This is a genomic window from Pseudomonas qingdaonensis (genome assembly GCF_018398475.1).
Lineage (GTDB): Bacteria > Pseudomonadota > Gammaproteobacteria > Pseudomonadales > Pseudomonadaceae > Aquipseudomonas > Aquipseudomonas palmensis.
The window spans coordinates 5,434,995-5,452,024 of the sequence record NZ_CP074676.1; the positions used below are offsets into that span (position 1 = coordinate 5,434,995).

Here is a 17,030-nt window from a genome sequence, read left to right on the forward strand (position 1 = left end):
TTAATCGACCTCGACCGTGACGTCGACCAGCGACGGACCGTTGAGCCGCTGCAACGCCGAGGCCACCGCCTCCGGTTCCAGCAGACGCAGGCAATTGTAGTGGCCGAAGCGGCAGGTGCGGTCGAAGCACGGGCTGCATTCCAGCCCCAGGCGCACCACCTCGACCTGGTCGGCCAACGGTGGGGTGAAGCCCGGCGAGGTCGACCCGTACACCGCCACCAGCGGGCGATTGAGCGCTGCAGCCACGTGCATCAGCCCCGAATCGTTGGACACCACCGCATCGCTGCACGACAGCAGGTCGATCGCCTCGGCGAGCGAGGTCTCGCCGCTGAGGTTCACCGACTCTTCACGCAGGCCCGGGATCAGCCACTCGCGGATCGATTCACCCACCGCATGGTCGTTTTTGGAGCCGAACAGCCACACCTGCCAGCCTTCGCGAATCTTGATTTCCGCGACCTTGGCGTAATGCTCCGAGGGCCAGCGCTTGGCCTCGCCGAACTCGGCGCCGGGGCACAGCGCCAGCACCGGGCGGTCCAGGCTCAGGCCGAACTTGGCCAGCGCCGCATCGCGGCTGGCGGTCTCGATCTGCAGGCTGGGGCGCGGGTAGGGTTTGGGCAGCTCGGCACCGGCGGGGTAGCCCAGGGCCATGAAGCGCTCGATCATCAGCGGGTAGCGCGCCTTGTCGAGGGTGCGCACATCGTTGAGCAGGCCGTAGCGCAGCTCGCCACGCCAGCCGGTGCGCTGCGCGATACCGGCAAAGAACGGCACCAGCGCAGACTTGAGCGAATTGGGCAGCAGGATCGCCTGGTCGTACTGACCGGCCAGCGACTTGCCGATGCGCCGGCGCGTGGCCAGTTCCAGCGCGCCGTGGCCGAGCGGGAAGCTCAAGGCCTGGCGCACTTCGGGCATGCGCTCGAGGATCGGGCGGCTCCATTCGGGTGCCAGCACATCGATCACGCACGCGGGGTGACGCTGCTTCAGCACATGGAACAGCGTCTGCGCCATTACCATGTCGCCCACCCAACTGGGCCCAATGATCAAAATTCTCATGCTTTATCCAGAAACGATCAGGGAGGCTACAGCCTGTTTTCCAACAGCCTGGCCTCCCCTCTTTATAATCAGGCGTGGTGCGACCAGTGTACGCCACTCAGTGTAGGACGTGGTCGCCGCCGCTTCATTGCGCCGTATCGCCTGGTGGCTGTTCAGCCCGCGTTCAGGTCAACCCCAGCTCGCCCCAGATGCGCCGTACCTGCCGGCGCTCGTCGACGAACTGCCCGGCGTCGATCACCCCGGCCTGCTTCTGCAAGGCCTGGCGGTGCGCGGCGGAGCGGAAGGCCTTGTACACTTCACGCAACAAAATTGCATCGCTGGCCGGCATCAGCCCGACCTCCTCCAGCCCTTCGAGAATGCGGATGTTGTCGGTGTAGCGCAGCAGTGCCGGGTGCGTGTGGGACCAGGCCAGGGCCGCGTATTGCACCATAAATTCAATATCGACGATACCACCGGCATCCTGCTTGATATCGAAGGCAACCCCGCTGTCGAAGGCGTTGGGCCCAAGCCCGGCCTGGGTCGCCCGGGTGCCGAGGTTGTCGCGCATCTTGGCGCGCATGTCGCTGACTTCGGCCCGCAGCTTGTCCAGGTCGCGGGCCTGTCCCAGCACCTGCGCCCGCACCCCCTCGAAGGCCGCCCCCACCTGCGGGCAGCCCACCAGCACCCGCGCACGCACCAGTGCCTGGTGTTCCCAGGTCCAGGCCTCGTTGCGCTGGTAGCGCTCGAAGGCGCCCAGCGAACTCACCAGCAAACCCGAAGCGCCGGACGGGCGCAGGCGCATGTCCACGTCATACAGCTGGCCGGAGTTGGTCTGGGTGGTCAGCAGGTGAATGATGCGCTGACCCAGGCGGGTGAAGAACTGCGCACTGTCGATGGGCTTGGCGCCATCGGTCTCGGCCTGGGGGTCACCGTCGTGGATGAACACCAGGTCCAGGTCCGAGCCGTGGCCCAGCTCGATGCCGCCGACCTTGCCGTAGCCGACGATGATGAAGCCGGGGTCGCACAGGCTGCCATCGCTGCGCCTTGGCTGGCCATGACGCGCCACGGTCTGGCGCCAGGCCAGGGCCAGCACCTGGTTGAGAATGGCTTCGGCCAACCAGGTCAGGTAGTCGCTGACCTTCATCAGCGGCAGGTTGCCGGCGATTTCCGAGGCGGCCACGCGCAGGCTGTGGGCCAGCTTGAAGTGACGCAGCGCTTCCATCTGCTGTTCAAGGTCATCCTCGGGGATGCGCGTGAGACGCTCGCGCAGCTCGGCGGCCAGCTCCGGTGCTTGGGGCGGGCTGAACAGGCGGCCTTCGTTGAGCAGTTCATCGAGCAGCAGCGGGAAGCGCGTGATCTGCTCGGCGATCCACGGGCTGGCGGCGCACAGGGTCAGCAGGCGGCGCAACGCACCGGGGTTTTCGGTCAGCAGCACCAGGTAGGCCGAGCGCCGCGCCACGGCCTCCACCAGCGGCAGCACGCGTTCGAGCACCAGGTCCGGGTCGGCGTGCTCCACCGCCTGCGCCAGCAGGCGCGGTATAAAGGCATCGAGGCGTTCGCGGCCCAGGCGCTGCATGGCACGCAACTGCGGGCTGGCGCGCAGGCTGGCCAGCTGCTTGAGCGCCCTGGCCGCATCGGCGAAGCCGGCGTCGGTCAACTGGCGGCAGGCGGCCTCTTCGTCCTGGGCTTCTTCCCACAGCGGCAGCCACTCGCCACCGACCACCACTTCGCCCTCTTCGCCTTCCTCTTCATCGGGGTCGGCGATCACCTGGCGGAAGTGCCAGTCGATGCGCCCGCGCCAGTGCATCAGTTGCGCGTGGAAGCTCGCCCAGTCGGCAAAACCGAGCATGAAGGCGATACGTGCGCGGTCCAGTTCGTCGTCGGGCAGCATCTGGGTCTGGCGGTCGGCGATGGCCTGGATGGCGTGTTCGGTATAACGCAGGAACTCATAGCCCTCGCGCAGCTCGCTCACCACCGCCGGCGGCAGGTAGCCCTGGCCTTCGAGCGTCGCCAGCACCTTGAGCAACGGTCGCTGCTGCAGGCTCAGGTCGCGCCCGCCGTGGATCAGCTGGAACGCCTGGGCGATGAACTCCACCTCGCGGATGCCACCGGCGCCCAGCTTGATGTTCTCGGCCATGCCCTTGCGCCGCACCTCCTGCTGGATCAGCTGCTTCATGGTGCGCAGCGCCTCGATCGCCGAGAAGTCCAGGTAGCGCCGGTACACGAACGGGCGCAGCAGGTCCTGCAGCTGCGCGCCGGCCTGCTGGTCGCCGGCCACTACGCGGGCCTTGATCATGGCGTAGCGTTCCCAGTCGCGGCCCTGGTCCTGGTAGTACTGCTCCAGTGCATTGAAGCTGAGCACCAGCGCGCCGGACGAGCCGTAGGGGCGCAGGCGCATGTCGACGCGGAACACGAAGCCGTCGACGGTGATCGGGTCCAGCGCCTTGATCAGGCGCTGGCCCAGCCGGGTGAAGAACTCCTGGTTGTCCAGCGGGCGCTTCACGCCCACGGTTTCGCCGCCCTCGGGGTAGGCGAAGATCAGGTCGATGTCCGACGACAGGTTCAGTTCCACCGCCCCCAGCTTGCCCATGCCCAGCACCACCATCTGCTGGGGCAGGCCGCTGCGATTGCCGGTGGGGGTCCCGAACTGCGCGCACAGGCGCGGGTACAGCCATTGATACGCCTGGTCGATGGCGGCATCGGCCAGGTCGGACAGGTCGCGGCAGGTCTGCACCAGGTCGGCCTGGCGGGTCAGGTCGCGCCAGATGATGCGCACCTGCTGGCGGGTGCGCTGGCGGCGCAGGTTGCGCGCCAGTTCGTCTTCGCTGCCGGCGGCCTGCGCCGCACCGGCCACCTGGGCACACAACTCGCCGGCGGCGAAGGCGCGGTCGAGCTCGCCGCTGGCGGCCAGGGCCAGCAGCATCGCCGGGTCGCGCACGCTCTGTTCAAGCACGAAATCGCTGGCTGCCGCCACGCGGGCGAACTCGGCCCAGCGCTGCTCGTTCCAGTCGTCCAGGCTCAGCCCGTCGACGGCCGCGACGGCGTTGCGCAAAGAGGTGGCATTACGGCTGACCAGCGGTTGCAGGGCAGCGGGCAGTTCGGCCAGCAGGGGCAGGCTCATGGTCTATCCTTGATCGGCGAAAAGGGTTGGTGGCACTTGGGCAAGGGAACTCGGCGTACGGTTCGACTGTCGTACAAAGGTCATAAATAGCTGAAAAACGTAATTCTTTGATAGAAATCATCGCAAACAACCGCATGCCGACCAGTTTTTAACCACCGGTATCGTTTTATCCCACAACCCGAACAGGGGCTACGAGCCTTATCCGTGTAGTTTTACTACTGCTTTTTTACTGTCAACGCATGTAATGAGGATCGATTTGTAGTAAAACTACACGCCGCCGGTACAACGCCCGGTAATCCAAGAATTTCATGTCGTCTGCCCAAAAGGCCAGTCGCAAACTCAGGCAACCGATTCTGGAAGCCTTTCCGCCCTGGAGCAAGCCATGCAAGACCTCGATCCCGTCGAAACCCAGGAATGGCTGGACGCCCTGGAGTCGGTTCTCGACAAAGAAGGCGAAGACCGCGCTCACTATCTGATGACCCGTATGGGCGAGCTGGCCACCCGTAGTGGCTCCCAGCTGCCGTATGCCATCACCACGCCATACCGCAACACGATTCCCGTCACCCACGAAGCACGCATGCCTGGCGACCTGTTCATGGAACGCCGCATTCGCTCGTTGGTCCGCTGGAACGCGCTGGCCATGGTAATGCGCACCAACCTGAAAGACTCGGACCTGGGCGGCCACATCTCCAGCTTCGCCTCCAGCGCCACGCTGTACGACATCGGCTTCAACTACTTCTTCCAGGCCCCGACCGACGAGCACGGCGGCGACCTGATCTACTTCCAGGGCCATGCCTCGCCGGGCGTCTACGCCCGTGCCTTCATGGAAGGCCGCATCAGCGAAGACCAGATGAACAACTTCCGTCAGGAAGTCGATGGTCAAGGCCTGTCGTCCTACCCGCACCCGTGGCTGATGCCTGACTTCTGGCAGTTCCCGACCGTGTCGATGGGTCTGGGCCCGATCCAGGCGATCTACCAGGCACGTTTCATGAAGTACATGGAAAGCCGCGGCTACATCCCTGCCGGCAAGCAGAAGATCTGGTGCTTCATGGGCGACGGCGAGTGCGACGAGCCGGAATCCCTGGGTGCGATCTCCCTGGCAGGCCGCGAGAAGCTGGACAACCTGATCTTCGTCATCAACTGCAACCTGCAGCGCCTCGACGGCCCGGTTCGCGGCAACGGCAAGATCATCCAGGAACTCGAAGGCGTGTTCCGTGGCGGTGGCTGGAACGTCAACAAGGTGGTCTGGGGCCGTTTCTGGGACCCACTGCTGGCCAAGGACGTCGACGGCATCCTGCAGCGGCGCATGGACGAAGTCATCGACGGCGAGTACCAGAACTACAAGGCCAAGGACGGCGCGTTCGTCCGTGAGCACTTCTTCAACACCCCGGAACTCAAGGCCATGGTCGCCGACCTGTCCGACGACGAGATCTGGAAGCTCAACCGTGGTGGCCACGACCCGTACAAGGTCTATGCAGCCTACCACCAGGCGGTCAACCACAAGGACCAGCCTACGGTCATCCTGGCCAAGACCATCAAGGGTTACGGCACCGGTGCTGGCGAAGCCAAGAACACCGCGCACAACACCAAGAAGGTCGACGTCGACAGCCTGCGTCACTTCCGCGATCGTTTCGACATCCCGGTCAAGGACGAAGACCTGGAGAACCTGCCGTTCTTCAAGCCTGAAGAAGGCAGCGCCGAAGCCCGTTACCTGAGCGAGCGCCGTTCTGCCCTGGGCGGTTTCGTGCCACAGCGCCGGGCCAAGAGCTTCAGCATCCCGACCCCGCCACTGGAAACCCTCAAGGCGATCCTGGACGGCTCGGGCGACCGTGAAATCTCCACCACCATGGCCTTCGTGCGCATCCTCGCGCAGCTGGTCAAGGACAAGGAAATCGGCCAGCGCATCGTCCCGATCATCCCGGACGAAGCGCGTACCTTCGGTATGGAAGGCATGTTCCGCCAGCTGGGCATCTACTCGTCCGTCGGTCAGCTCTACGAGCCCGTCGACAAGGACCAGGTGATGTTCTACCGCGAGGACAAGAAGGGCCAGATCCTCGAGGAAGGCATCAACGAAGCCGGCGCCATGTCGTCGTTCATCGCCGCCGGTACCTCGTACTCGAACCACAACCAGCCGATGCTGCCGTTCTACATCTTCTACTCGATGTTCGGCTTCCAGCGTATCGGCGACCTGGCATGGGCCGCTGGCGACAGCCGCACCCGTGGCTTCCTGATCGGCGGTACTGCCGGGCGTACCACCCTCAACGGTGAAGGCCTGCAGCACGAAGACGGTCACAGCCACATGCTGGCCGCGACCATCCCGAACTGCCGCACCTATGATCCGACCTACGGCTACGAGCTGGCGGTGATCATCCAGGACGGCATGAAGAAGATGACCGAAGAGCAACAGGACGTCTTCTACTACATCACCGTGATGAACGAGTCCTACCAGCAGCCTGCCATTCCGGCCGGTGTCGAGGAAGGCATCATCAAGGGCATGTACCTGCTCGAGGAAGATACCAAGGACGCAGCGCACCACGTCCAGCTGATGGGCTCCGGCACCATCCTGCGCGAAGTGCGTGAAGCGGCGAAGATCCTGCGTGAAGAGTTCAACGTCGGTGCCGACGTGTGGAGCGTCACCAGCTTCAACGAACTGCGTCGCGACGGCCTGGCCGTGGAGCGCAGCAACCGCCTGCACCCTGGCCAGAAGCCCAAGCAGACCTACATCGAGGAGTGCCTGGGCGGCCGCAAGGGCCCGGTCATCGCCTCTACCGACTACATGAAGCTGTTCGCCGAGCAGATTCGTCAGTGGGTACCGAGCAAGGAATTCAAGGTCCTGGGTACCGATGGCTTCGGTCGCAGCGACAGCCGCAAGAAGCTGCGTCACTTCTTCGAAGTCGACCGTCACTTCGTGGTGCTGGCTGCCCTGGAAGCCCTGGCTGACCGTGGCGAGATCGAACCGAAGGTCGTGGCCGATGCCATCACCAAGTTCGGCATCGACCCGGACAAGCGCAACCCACTGGACTGCTGAGGAGTATTTTTAAGTGAGCGAACTCATTCGCGTACCTGACATCGGCAGCGGTGAAGGTGAAATCATCGAGCTGTTCGTCAAAGTCGGCGACCGTATCGAAGCCGACCAGAGCCTGCTGACCCTGGAGTCGGACAAGGCCTCCATGGAGATCCCGGCCCCCAAGGCCGGTGTGATCAAGGCCCTGAAGGTCAAGCTGGGCGACCGCCTGAAAGAAGGCGACGAACTGCTGGAACTGGAAGTCGAGGGCGCCGCTGCGGCGCCCGAGGCACCGGCTGACGCTGCGCCTGCCGCCGAACAAAAGCCTGCTGCCGCCCCGGCTGCAGAGGCTGCCCCGGCACCGGCCGCTGCACCTGCGGCTGCCACTGTGCAGGACATCCACGTGCCGGACATCGGCTCGTCGGGCAAGGCCAAGATCATCGAGCTGCTGGTCAAGGTCGGCGACAGCGTCGAAGCCGACCAGTCGCTGATTACCCTGGAGTCCGACAAGGCCTCGATGGAAATCCCGTCGCCGGCTGCCGGCGTGGTGGAAAGCATCGGCGTCAAGCTCGAAGACGAAGTCGGCACTGGCGACTTCATCCTCAAGCTCAAGGTCCAGGGCGCCGCCGCGCCAGCAGCGCCTGGCGCTGCTGCACCGGCTGCCAAGGCTGAAGCGGCCCCGGCTGCTGCGCCTGCCGCCGCACCGGCTGCCAAGGCCGAAGCCGCACCGGCCCCGGCCGCTGCGCCAGCGCCAAGCGGTGCCAAGGTTCACGCCGGCCCTGCCGTGCGTCAGCTGGCCCGCGAGTTCGGCGTCGAGCTGAGCGCCGTGGCTGCCAGCGGCCCGCACGGCCGCGTGCTCAAGGAAGACGTGCAGGTGTACGTCAAGGCCATGATGCAGAAGGCCAAGGAAGCACCGGCTGCCGGCGCGACCGGTGGTGCGGGCATCCCGCCGATCCCGGCAGTCGACTTCAGCCGCTTCGGTGAAACAGAAGAAGTGCCGATGACCCGCCTGATGCAGGCTGGCGCCACCAACCTGCACCGCAGCTGGCTGAACGTGCCGCACGTGACCCAGTTCGACAGCGCCGACATCACCGAGCTGGAAGCCTTCCGCGTTGCGCAGAAGGCCGTGGCCGAGAAAGCCGGCGTCAAGCTGACCGTGCTGCCCTTGCTGCTCAAGGCCTGTGCGCACCTGCTCAAGGAACTGCCGGACTTCAACGCGTCGCTGGCCCCTAGCGGCAAGGCGATCATTCGCAAGAAGTACGTCAACGTCGGTTTCGCCGTGGATACGCCAGACGGCCTGCTGGTCCCCGTGATCAAGAACGTCGACCAGAAGAGCCTGCTGCAGCTGGCTGCAGAAGCGGCGGCCCTGGCTGAAAAGGCCCGCACCAAGAAGCTTTCTGCCGACGACATGCAGGGCGCCTGCTTCACCATCTCCAGCCTCGGTCACATTGGCGGCACCGGCTTCACGCCGATCGTCAACGCGCCGGAAGTGGCGATCCTGGGTGTGTCCAAGGCCACCATCCAGCCGGTGTGGGATGGCAAGGCGTTCCAGCCAAAGCTGATGCTGCCGCTGTCGCTGTCGTACGATCACCGCGTGATCAACGGTGCCGCTGCCGCGCGCTTCACCAAGCGCCTGGGCGAGCTGCTGACCGACATCCGCACCATGCTGCTGTAACTGCTGCCCGCCGTGCTCCCCTGCCGGGGAGCACGGACACTGTTTTCGAGCTGCCACGCTCGTACCTCAACCCCGCCATCTGGCGGGGCTTTTTTTGCCTGCGATTCATGCCGTGCCGCTCAACGTCCCACCTTGAGCGGCACCGCCAGACGCAATCCGTCGCGGCATTACTGAAGAATTTGTACCTGTCAGCCGATACAGATCAAGCCAGGCCACTCTATTGCTTGTCAGCCTCAAGCACATGATGCAACCTTGCTCAAACGCGTAGCAGCACTTCGCCCAGCCCGCGCCAACAGCCTTCTTGAAGCGAGCTTCCCATGAAAAGCCAACCTGATGCCGCCAGCCGTACGGTGGCCGAGGTAGTGACGCAGTTGCCGGTGCCTTCGCGGCTCGGCATGCTGCGTTTCGAGCGGCTGAATGAGGCCAGCTGGGCCATGCTGTTCCTCGACCCGGGCTGCGAGCGTCAGTTCGGCCAGGCGGCCGTCGACCTGTGTGCGCTGATCGGCTCGCCCTATGCCAGCCTGATGGAGCCCGAGGCACGCTACAAGCTGCACGACACCATCGAGCTGCAACTGGCGCAGCGTCCGTACTACCTGGTGCGTTATACCCTGCACACCAGCCTGGGCCCGCTCAATATGCTGGAGCTGGGCGAAGCCTACCGGCAGCACAACCGCCAGTTGCTGCGCGGCTATCTGCTGGTGCTCGATGCCCAGCCCAACGACACACCCGACCTTTCGGCGGCAGAACTCGAAACCCGCAACAACCGCCTGCAGATCGCCCTGCAGCTCAACCAGCAGGCGCAGCAGGAACAGCTCGAGCACCTGGAGCGTGTACGCGCCCAGCAAGACCTGATCCTGCGCCTGGCGCGCCAGCGCTACAGCGCCGACAACTCGCTGCAGGAAGCCGCCGAGCTGATCACCCGCAGTGCCTGCGAAATCTACAGCATCGACTGCGCCAGCATCTGGTACCTGGAAGGCCAGCAACTGGAACCGATCTCGGCGTTCTACCGCGCCACCCAGGAGTACCGCCTGCCCGAGGCGATCGATGCCGGGCGATTTCCCGACTACCTCGAGGCGCTGCACACCAGCCGCGCCATCGATGCGCACAACGCGGCGCGCGACCCACGCACCCGCGAAATCTCCGAGAGCCTGCGCCAGCGCGGTATCCACGCCATGCTCGATGCCAGCATCCGCATCGACGGCCAGGTGGTCGGCGTGCTCTGCCTGGAACACAGCGGCTCGACCCGGGCCTGGCAATCGGATGAAATCGCCTTTGCCGGCGAGCTGGCCGACCAGTTCGCCCAGGTCATCAACAACCACAACCGGCGCACCGCCACCAGCGCCCTGCACCTGTTCCAGCGCGCGGTGGAACAAAGCGCCAACGCCTTTCTGCTGGTCAACCGCGATGGCGTGGTGGAATACGTCAACCCCAGCTTCACCGAGATCACCCAGTACACACCCGAAGAGGTGCATGGCCACCGCCTGTCCGAGCTCACCGCACTGGAGAACCTCAGCGAGCTGCTGTTCGACTCGCCATCGAGCCTGGCCATGGGCAACAGCTGGCAGGGCGAATTCAAGAGCCGGCGCAAGAACCTCGAGCCCTACTGGGGCCAACTGTCGATCTCCAAGGTGTATGGCGACAACCGCGAGTTGACCCACTACATCGGCATCTACGAAGACATCACCCAGAGCAAGCTGGCCCAGCAGCGCATCGAACGCCTGGCCTACACCGACAACCTCACCAGCCTGGGCAACCGCCCGGCGTTCATCCGCAGCCTCGACGAGCGCTTCGAGCGCGACAGCGACAGCCCCATCTGCCTGCTGCTGGTGGACATCGACAACTTCAAGCGCATCAACGACAGCCTCGGGCACCAGACCGGCGACAAGCTGCTGATCAGCCTGGCCCGGCGCCTGCGCAACAGCCTGAGCCCCGGTGGCAGCCTGGCGCGTTTTGCCAGCAACGAGTTCGCCGTGCTGCTGGAGGACAGCAGCCTGGATGCCGGCCAGCAGGTGGCCCAGCAGTTGCTCAACACCCTCGACAAGCCGATGTTCGTCGACAACCAGCTGATCAGCGTGACCGGCTCGGTGGGCCTGGCGTGTGCGCCGCTGCACGGGCGCGACCCGCAGACCCTGATGAAGAACGCCGGCCTGGCCCTGCACAAGGCCAAGGCCAACGGCAAGCACCAGGTGCAGGTGTTCACCGAGGCGCTCAACGCCGAGGCCAGCTACAAGCTGTTCGTGGAAAACAACCTGCGCCGCGCCCTGACCCAGAACGAACTGGACGTGTTCTACCAGCCCAAGCTGTGCCTGCGCAGCGGCCGCCTGCTCGGCCTGGAGGCCTTGCTACGCTGGAACCACCCGGAGCGGGGCATGATCCGCCCCGACCAGTTCATCAGCGTGGCCGAGGAAACCGGGCTGATCATCCCCATCGGCAAGTGGATCGCGCGCCAGGCCTGCCGCATGAGCCAGCTGCTGAGCACCGAGGGCATGGGCAACCTGCAGGTGGCGATCAACCTGTCGCCCAAGCAGTTCTCCGACCCGGAGCTGGTCAGCTCGATCGCCAACATCCTCAAGGAAGAAGCCCTGCCGCCACACCTGCTGGAACTGGAACTGACCGAGGGCCTGCTGCTCGAAGCCACCGAGGATACCCACCGCCAGCTCGACGAGCTCAAGCAACTGGGCCTGACCCTGGCCATGGACGACTTCGGCACCGGCTACTCCTCGCTCAGCTACCTGAAGAAATTCCCGATCGACATCATCAAGATCGACCGCAGCTTCATCCACGAGATCCCGGACAACCAAGACGATATGGAAATCACCTCGGCAGTGGTGGCCATGGCTCACAACCTCAAGCTCAAAGTGGTGGCCGAAGGCATCGAGACCGCCGAACAGCTGGCGTTCCTGCGCCGCCACCGCTGCGACGTCGGCCAGGGCTACCTGTTCGACCGGCCGATCCCCGGCAGCGAGCTGATCGAAAAACTCAAGCGCTATCCGCGTGGCCCAATCGCCTGACAGCGGCGAAACACTCGGGCACACTACGGGTCTACCCCCTACACATCCTGCCTTGAAGAGGAACCGCCCATGGTCCTGCGCTCGGAGATTCTGGTGAACAAAAACGTACTGCCTGCCGCCGAACAGGCGCTGCCGGGTCGCGAGACCCCGATGACGCTGCCCGAGAAGCATTTCGTGTTCGAAGACACCCCGCTGCTGGGCCCGTTCTTCGAAGACGTCGATTTCGCGATCTTCGGCCTGGGCTGCTTCTGGGGTGCCGAGCGGCGCTTCTGGCAGCGTGAAGGTGTGGTCAGCACCGTGGTCGGCTACGCCGGCGGTTTCACCCCCAACCCCACCTACGAAGAAGTCTGCTCGGGCCTGACCGGCCACACCGAAGTGGTGCTGGTGGTGTTCGACAAGGCCAAGGTCAGCTACCAGGACCTGCTGACCATGTTCTGGGAGCTGCACAACCCCACCCAGGGCATGCGCCAGGGCAACGACGTCGGCACCCAGTACCGTTCGGCCATCTACTGCACCAGCCCCGAACAGCTGGAACTGGCCGAGGCCAGCAGGCAGGCCTACCAGGCCGAGCTGAACAAGGCCGGTTTCGGCCAGATCACCACCGAGATCGCCCAGGCACCGACCGTGTACTTCGCCGAGGCCTATCACCAGCAGTACCTGGCCAAGAACCCGAATGGCTACTGCGGCATCGGCGGCACTGGCGTGTGCCTGCCACCCAGCCTGCAAGGCAACTGAGGCCACGCCATGAGCACACCGAGCATGACCCTGTTCCATGCCGCCGCCTCGCCGTTCGTGCGCAAGGTTCGCGTGCTGCTGCACGAAACCGGGCAGGCCGAGCGGGTAGCCCTGCATCCCGTCGACCTGAGCCCGATCAAGACCGATGCCGAGCTGAACCTGGGCAACCCGGCGGGCAAGATCCCGGCGTTGCGCCTGGAGGACGGCACGGTGCTGCATGACAGCCGCGTGATCGTCGAGTTTCTCGACCATCAGCATGTGGGCAACCCGCTGATCCCGCGCGAGGGCCCGGCGCGCTGGCGGCGCCTGACCCTGGCGTCGCTGGCCGATGCGATCATGGACGCGGCGGTGGTGGCGCGCTACGAGACCTTCCTGCGCCCTGAGGACAAGCGCTGGACGCCGTGGGTCGACGCCCAGCAGGACAAGATCCGGCGCGCGCTGGCGCACCTGGAAGACGAGCACCTGGCCGAACTGGCCTCGGTGTTCGACGTAGCGGCAATCGGGGTGGCCTGCGCGCTGGGCTACATCGACCTGCGCCTGCCGGACCTTGGCTGGCGCGAGCGCCAGCCGAACCTGGCAGCCTGGTATGCCGAGGTGAGTCAGCGCGAATCGATGCTAAAGACCGCCCCTTCTGTGGCCTGATCGGGCCTCATCACGGGTCAAGCTCACCCCCACAGATCTGCTGCTGCCCTTGAGGCTTGTACCGGACCTGTGGGAGCGGGCTTGACCCGCGATGAAGTCGACGCTGATCTCGGCAGCCCAGATCAATCTGATTTCCCCCACCATCACAGCCCCCAGCGTGCGTTCCTCTCTCAACCCGCTCATTTCAAGATCCCCTGCCCAACCTGATACCAGTCCAGGCGGCGTGTCAGCACCATGAACACCCCAAGCAGGCCGAACAGCAGCAACGAGCCCATCAGCAGCGCGTAGTCCTCGGCGCCCAGCAGCCCGTAGAGCATCGCGTACAGCACCAGCAACCCCGCCGCAAACCCCAGCCCGCGCACCAGGCTGCGCAGCACGTGGCACAGGTAGAAGCCGATCAGCAGCACGCAGCCGCCCGCCGACAGCGCATACGCCAACCCGAACCCCAGGTGCTCCGACAACGACAGCAACAGCAGGTAGAAGAACGCCAGGGCCACACCCACCAGCGCGTACTGGATCGGGTGCACGCTGAGGTTCTTGAGAATCTCGAACAGGAAGAACCCGGCAAAAGTCAGCGCAATGAACAGCAACGCATACTTGATCGCCCGCTCGCTCTTGAGGTACTGGTCCACCGGGTCGACGAAGCTCACGCCGAAACTGCGCCCGTGAAAGTCGTCGCAGGCGTTGTTGACCACGCACTGGGTCAGCGCATCCTCCAGGTTGGTGGAGAAGAACGAGGTCTGCCAGCGCGCGCTGAAGCCGTGGGCGTCGATCTCGCGGCTGATGGGCAGGTAGTTGCCGATGAAGCTTGGATGCGGCCAGTTCGCCGCCATGTTCACCGTGGTGCTGCGCCCTACCGGCAGCACATGCAGGCGCCCGGTGCCCTGCAGGCTCAGGTCGAAGGCGTAGTCCAGGCGGGTCTCGGCGCGGCCGTCGAGGTCGGGCAGCGTCACGTGCACACCGCCGCCCAGCCAGCCCAGCCCCGTGCCCGCGGCGAAGGCCAGCAACTGGCCATTCACGTTCAGTTCCAGGCTCTTCTCGATACCGCGGATATCGCTGATGCCCACGGCCAGAAACGCCGGGTCGAAGCGGTAATCGTCGAAGTCTTCGGTGATGCCCCACTGCGCCGGCACCTTGAATTGCCCGCTGATGCGGTTGTCGGCGTGGAACAGGCGCGCCTGGTAGATGCCCCGCGAACGCAGCTCGGTGTCGACCTTGGCGTCGACCTCCAGGGTTTCGGGCAGAAAGTACAGATGCCCGGCCACCGTGCTGGTCTGCTGCTGGGTGCTGCCATCCACGGTTTTCCAGGTGCGCTGGATCTTGCGGTACGGCACCACCAGCAGCGGCCCGCTGATCTGCTGGCTGTAGCTGGAGCTCTGGGCGATGTCCTCGACCACACTGTCGCGCTGCTGCTGGCGGTCCTGGATCAGGCCGCCGATCATCAGCAGGGGTATCAGCAGCAACACGATCAGAAAGGCGATGGCGCCCAGTTTGATGCTCAGGGTTCGGTTCATGGGCAATGGCTCCGGTTTCGATGGAGCCAGTCTGCCCGCCGTGCATGGAGCGGGTTGGGCGCTTGTGTGGAGTTATGTGGAGAGTGCGTGGAGCTCAGCCCAGCCGCTCGTTGGGCAGCCACAGGCGCACCCGCACGCCGTCCTCGACGTTGGCCACCTCCAGCGAGCCGCCATGCAGCTGCATCACTTCCTCGACGAAGTTCAGCCCAAGGCCTGTGCTCTTGCGCCCCGTGCCCGGGCGCGGCAGCGAGTAGAAGCGCTCGCTGAGCCGGCCCAGGGCATAGTCCGGGATCGCCGCCCCCTGGTTGTACAGGCTCAGCGCCAGCCGTGGGCCCCGTGTCTCCAGGTCGACCACCAGCAGGCCGCCCGGCGGGGTGAAGTCCAGGGCGTTCTCCAGCAGGTTGCCGATGGCCTGGCGCAGCAGAAACGGCTCGCACAGCAGCCGCACGCTGGCCGGTACCCGCTGGCGCACCTGCAGGCCGGCGCTTTCGATGCGCGCGCTCTGGGCCAGCAGCACCTCGTCCACCAGCGCCGCCAGCGGCACCTGCTGCTGGTCTTCCAGGCCCTGGCGCTGCTCGACCTGGGCCAGGTCCAGCAGCCGCTCGATCAACTGCTGCATGCGCGCGCTCTCGCTTTCGATATTGCTGGCAAAGCGTTGGCGCTGCTCGTCGCTCATCGGCCCCTGCAGCAGCTCGCTGGCCCCGCGAATCGCCGCCAGCGGGCTTTTCAGCTCGTGGGTCAGGGTGTGCACGTAGCGCTCCACATACGCCCTGCCCTCCAGCTGCGTGCGCATGCGCTCCACCGCACCGGCCAGTTGCGCCAGCTCGCCGCCGCGGTAATGCGGCAAGGCCACGCGTTCACCCTCGCTGACCGCCTGCGCATAGCGCGTCAGCCGACGTAGCGAGCGCGCCAGCCACCACGACAGCCCGGCGCCCACCAGCAGGCCCAGCACGATCAGGCCAAGGCCCAGGTTGAACAGGCGCCGCTCGGAGCGATCGATGTACGGCTGCAACGACTTGTTCGGCTTGGCCACGGTGACCACGCCGATGATCTTGCCGGCATCGATGATCGGCGCCGCCACGTGCATCACCGACGACTCCGGGTCGTCCGGATCGCTGCGGGTGGAGCGGGCGCCATACTCGCCGCGCAGGGTCAGGTACACGTCGTTCCAGCGCGAATAGTCCTGGCCCAGGGCTTCGCCGCTGGAGTCGAGCAACACCTTGCCGTTGACGTCGGTGACGTAGATGCGGTGGTTGACCTCGTTCTTGGCCAGGCCCCAGATATCGGCCCTGGGCTGGCGCTTGCCGTAAGCCTTGAGCAGCTCGGGCAGCCGGCCCTGGCCGAGGGTGCCGGCCTTGACCTCGTCGCGCAGAATCTCGGCCAGCAGGTTGGCGGTGTCCACCAGGGTTTCCTCGGTGGACTGGCGCACACCCGGGCGCACCTGTTCGCGCACGGTGTTGAGGATGAAGTAGCCGGTCAGCCCGACGAACAGGAAGTACACCAGGAAGATGCGGATGCCCAGGCGCATCAGCTGTGCCCGGGGCTGTAGCTGTAGCCCAGGCCGCGGTGGGTCTGGATAGGTTCGGCGTCGGCCTGCACGGTCCGCAGCTTGGCGCGCAGGCTCTTGATGTGGCTGTCGACGTTGCGCTCGTAGCCGGCCTCGGCCGGCACGCCGGTGGCATCCAGCAGTTGCTCGCGGCTGAACACCCGTTCGGGTTGTTCGAGCAGGCATTGCAGCAGGCGAAATTCGTGCCGGGTGAGGTTGAGCGATTGACCGCGATAACTGATTTGCAGGCGCTGGGAGTCGATGCTGAAGGGCGTCTCGGGGGCCTCGGGTTCGCTGCGCGGGGTCATGCGCTTGAGGATGGCGCGTACCCGCGCCGCCACTTCACGCGGGCTGAAGGGTTTGACCACATAGTCGTCGGCACCGATCTCCAGGCCCACCACGCGGTCGATCTCCCCATCGCGGGCGCTGAGGAACATCACCGGCACCTCGCTGAAGCGGCGCAGCTGGCGGCAGGTTTCGAAGCCGTTGATATCCGGCAGGCCGATATCGAGGATGATCAGGTCAGCCGGGCGCTGACGCTGCTGTTCCAGCGCGGCGCTACCCAGGGTCACCCATTCGGTGCTGTGACCGTCGCCTTGCAGGGCAAAGATCAGGGTGTCGGCGATGGCCGCTTCGTCTTCGACAATCAGTATGTGGGGCATGGGCGGTGCAGGCCTGGCAGGTTTGGGTGCACTTGTAGGGGATTATCCCTCGACTGACAAGGCCCTGTCGCGGCTCAAGCCCGCTCCCACG

At 65.2% G+C, this 17,030-nt stretch carries 10 protein-coding genes; 5 read left to right on the plus strand and 5 right to left on the minus strand.

Annotated elements, in window-relative coordinates:
• Together waaF and glnE are read right to left on the minus strand one after the other, a co-directional pair.
• Positions 1 to 1,050 carry a lipopolysaccharide heptosyltransferase II gene (waaF, locus tag KH389_RS24960; RefSeq protein WP_043863657.1) on the minus strand — a complete coding sequence of 350 codons (1,050 nt, stop codon included), beginning with the start codon at positions 1,048 to 1,050 and terminating at the stop codon, positions 1 to 3.
• A 163-nt stretch (positions 1,051 to 1,213) separates the two neighbouring features.
• Positions 1,214 to 4,150 carry a bifunctional [glutamate--ammonia ligase]-adenylyl-L-tyrosine phosphorylase/[glutamate--ammonia-ligase] adenylyltransferase gene (gene glnE / locus KH389_RS24965; protein WP_088514276.1) on the minus strand — a complete coding sequence of 979 codons (2,937 nt, stop codon included), beginning with the start codon at positions 4,148 to 4,150 and terminating at the stop codon, positions 1,214 to 1,216.
• A gap of 382 nt (positions 4,151 to 4,532) precedes the next feature.
• Between glnE and aceE the strand changes: the two genes are divergently transcribed.
• The 5 genes from aceE (at position 4,533) to KH389_RS24990 (ending at position 13,217) form a co-directional block, all read left to right on the plus strand.
• Positions 4,533 to 7,178, plus strand: a complete 2,646-nt coding sequence (gene aceE / locus KH389_RS24970; protein WP_043863655.1) for a pyruvate dehydrogenase (acetyl-transferring), homodimeric type — start codon at positions 4,533 to 4,535, stop codon at positions 7,176 to 7,178.
• A 13-nt stretch (positions 7,179 to 7,191) separates the two neighbouring features.
• Positions 7,192 to 8,829 (plus strand): dihydrolipoyllysine-residue acetyltransferase, encoded by a 1,638-nt coding sequence (gene aceF, locus KH389_RS24975; RefSeq protein ID WP_213606437.1) that lies wholly within the window; start codon positions 7,192 to 7,194, stop codon positions 8,827 to 8,829.
• A 317-nt stretch (positions 8,830 to 9,146) separates the two neighbouring features.
• Positions 9,147 to 11,840: a sensor domain-containing phosphodiesterase gene (locus tag KH389_RS24980; RefSeq protein WP_043863653.1), complete on the plus strand. Its 2,694-nt coding sequence runs from the start codon at positions 9,147 to 9,149 to the stop codon at positions 11,838 to 11,840.
• Positions 11,841 to 11,909: 69 nt separating this feature from the next.
• On the plus strand, positions 11,910 to 12,575 hold the full coding sequence (gene msrA / locus KH389_RS24985) for a peptide-methionine (S)-S-oxide reductase MsrA (RefSeq protein WP_043863652.1): 666 nt from the start codon (positions 11,910 to 11,912) through the stop codon (positions 12,573 to 12,575).
• Between the two features lie 9 nt (positions 12,576 to 12,584).
• Positions 12,585 to 13,217 carry a glutathione S-transferase gene (locus tag KH389_RS24990; RefSeq protein ID WP_054915994.1) on the plus strand — a complete coding sequence of 211 codons (633 nt, stop codon included), beginning with the start codon at positions 12,585 to 12,587 and terminating at the stop codon, positions 13,215 to 13,217.
• Between the two features lie 179 nt (positions 13,218 to 13,396).
• Here the strand turns inward: KH389_RS24990 and creD are convergent, their stop codons facing one another.
• The 3 genes from creD to creB form a co-directional block, all read right to left on the minus strand.
• Complete coding sequence (creD, locus tag KH389_RS24995; protein ID WP_213606439.1) at positions 13,397 to 14,731, minus strand: cell envelope integrity protein CreD; 1,335 nt, start codon at positions 14,729 to 14,731, stop codon at positions 13,397 to 13,399.
• A gap of 94 nt (positions 14,732 to 14,825) precedes the next feature.
• On the minus strand, positions 14,826 to 16,259 hold the full coding sequence (gene creC / locus KH389_RS25000) for a two-component system sensor histidine kinase CreC (protein WP_213606440.1): 1,434 nt from the start codon (positions 16,257 to 16,259) through the stop codon (positions 14,826 to 14,828).
• Positions 16,259 to 16,939 (minus strand): two-component system response regulator CreB, encoded by a 681-nt coding sequence (creB, locus tag KH389_RS25005; protein WP_123753443.1) that lies wholly within the window; start codon positions 16,937 to 16,939, stop codon positions 16,259 to 16,261. The genes creC and creB overlap by 1 nt, the downstream gene beginning before the upstream one ends.
• Positions 16,940 to 17,030: the final 91 nt, after the last annotated feature.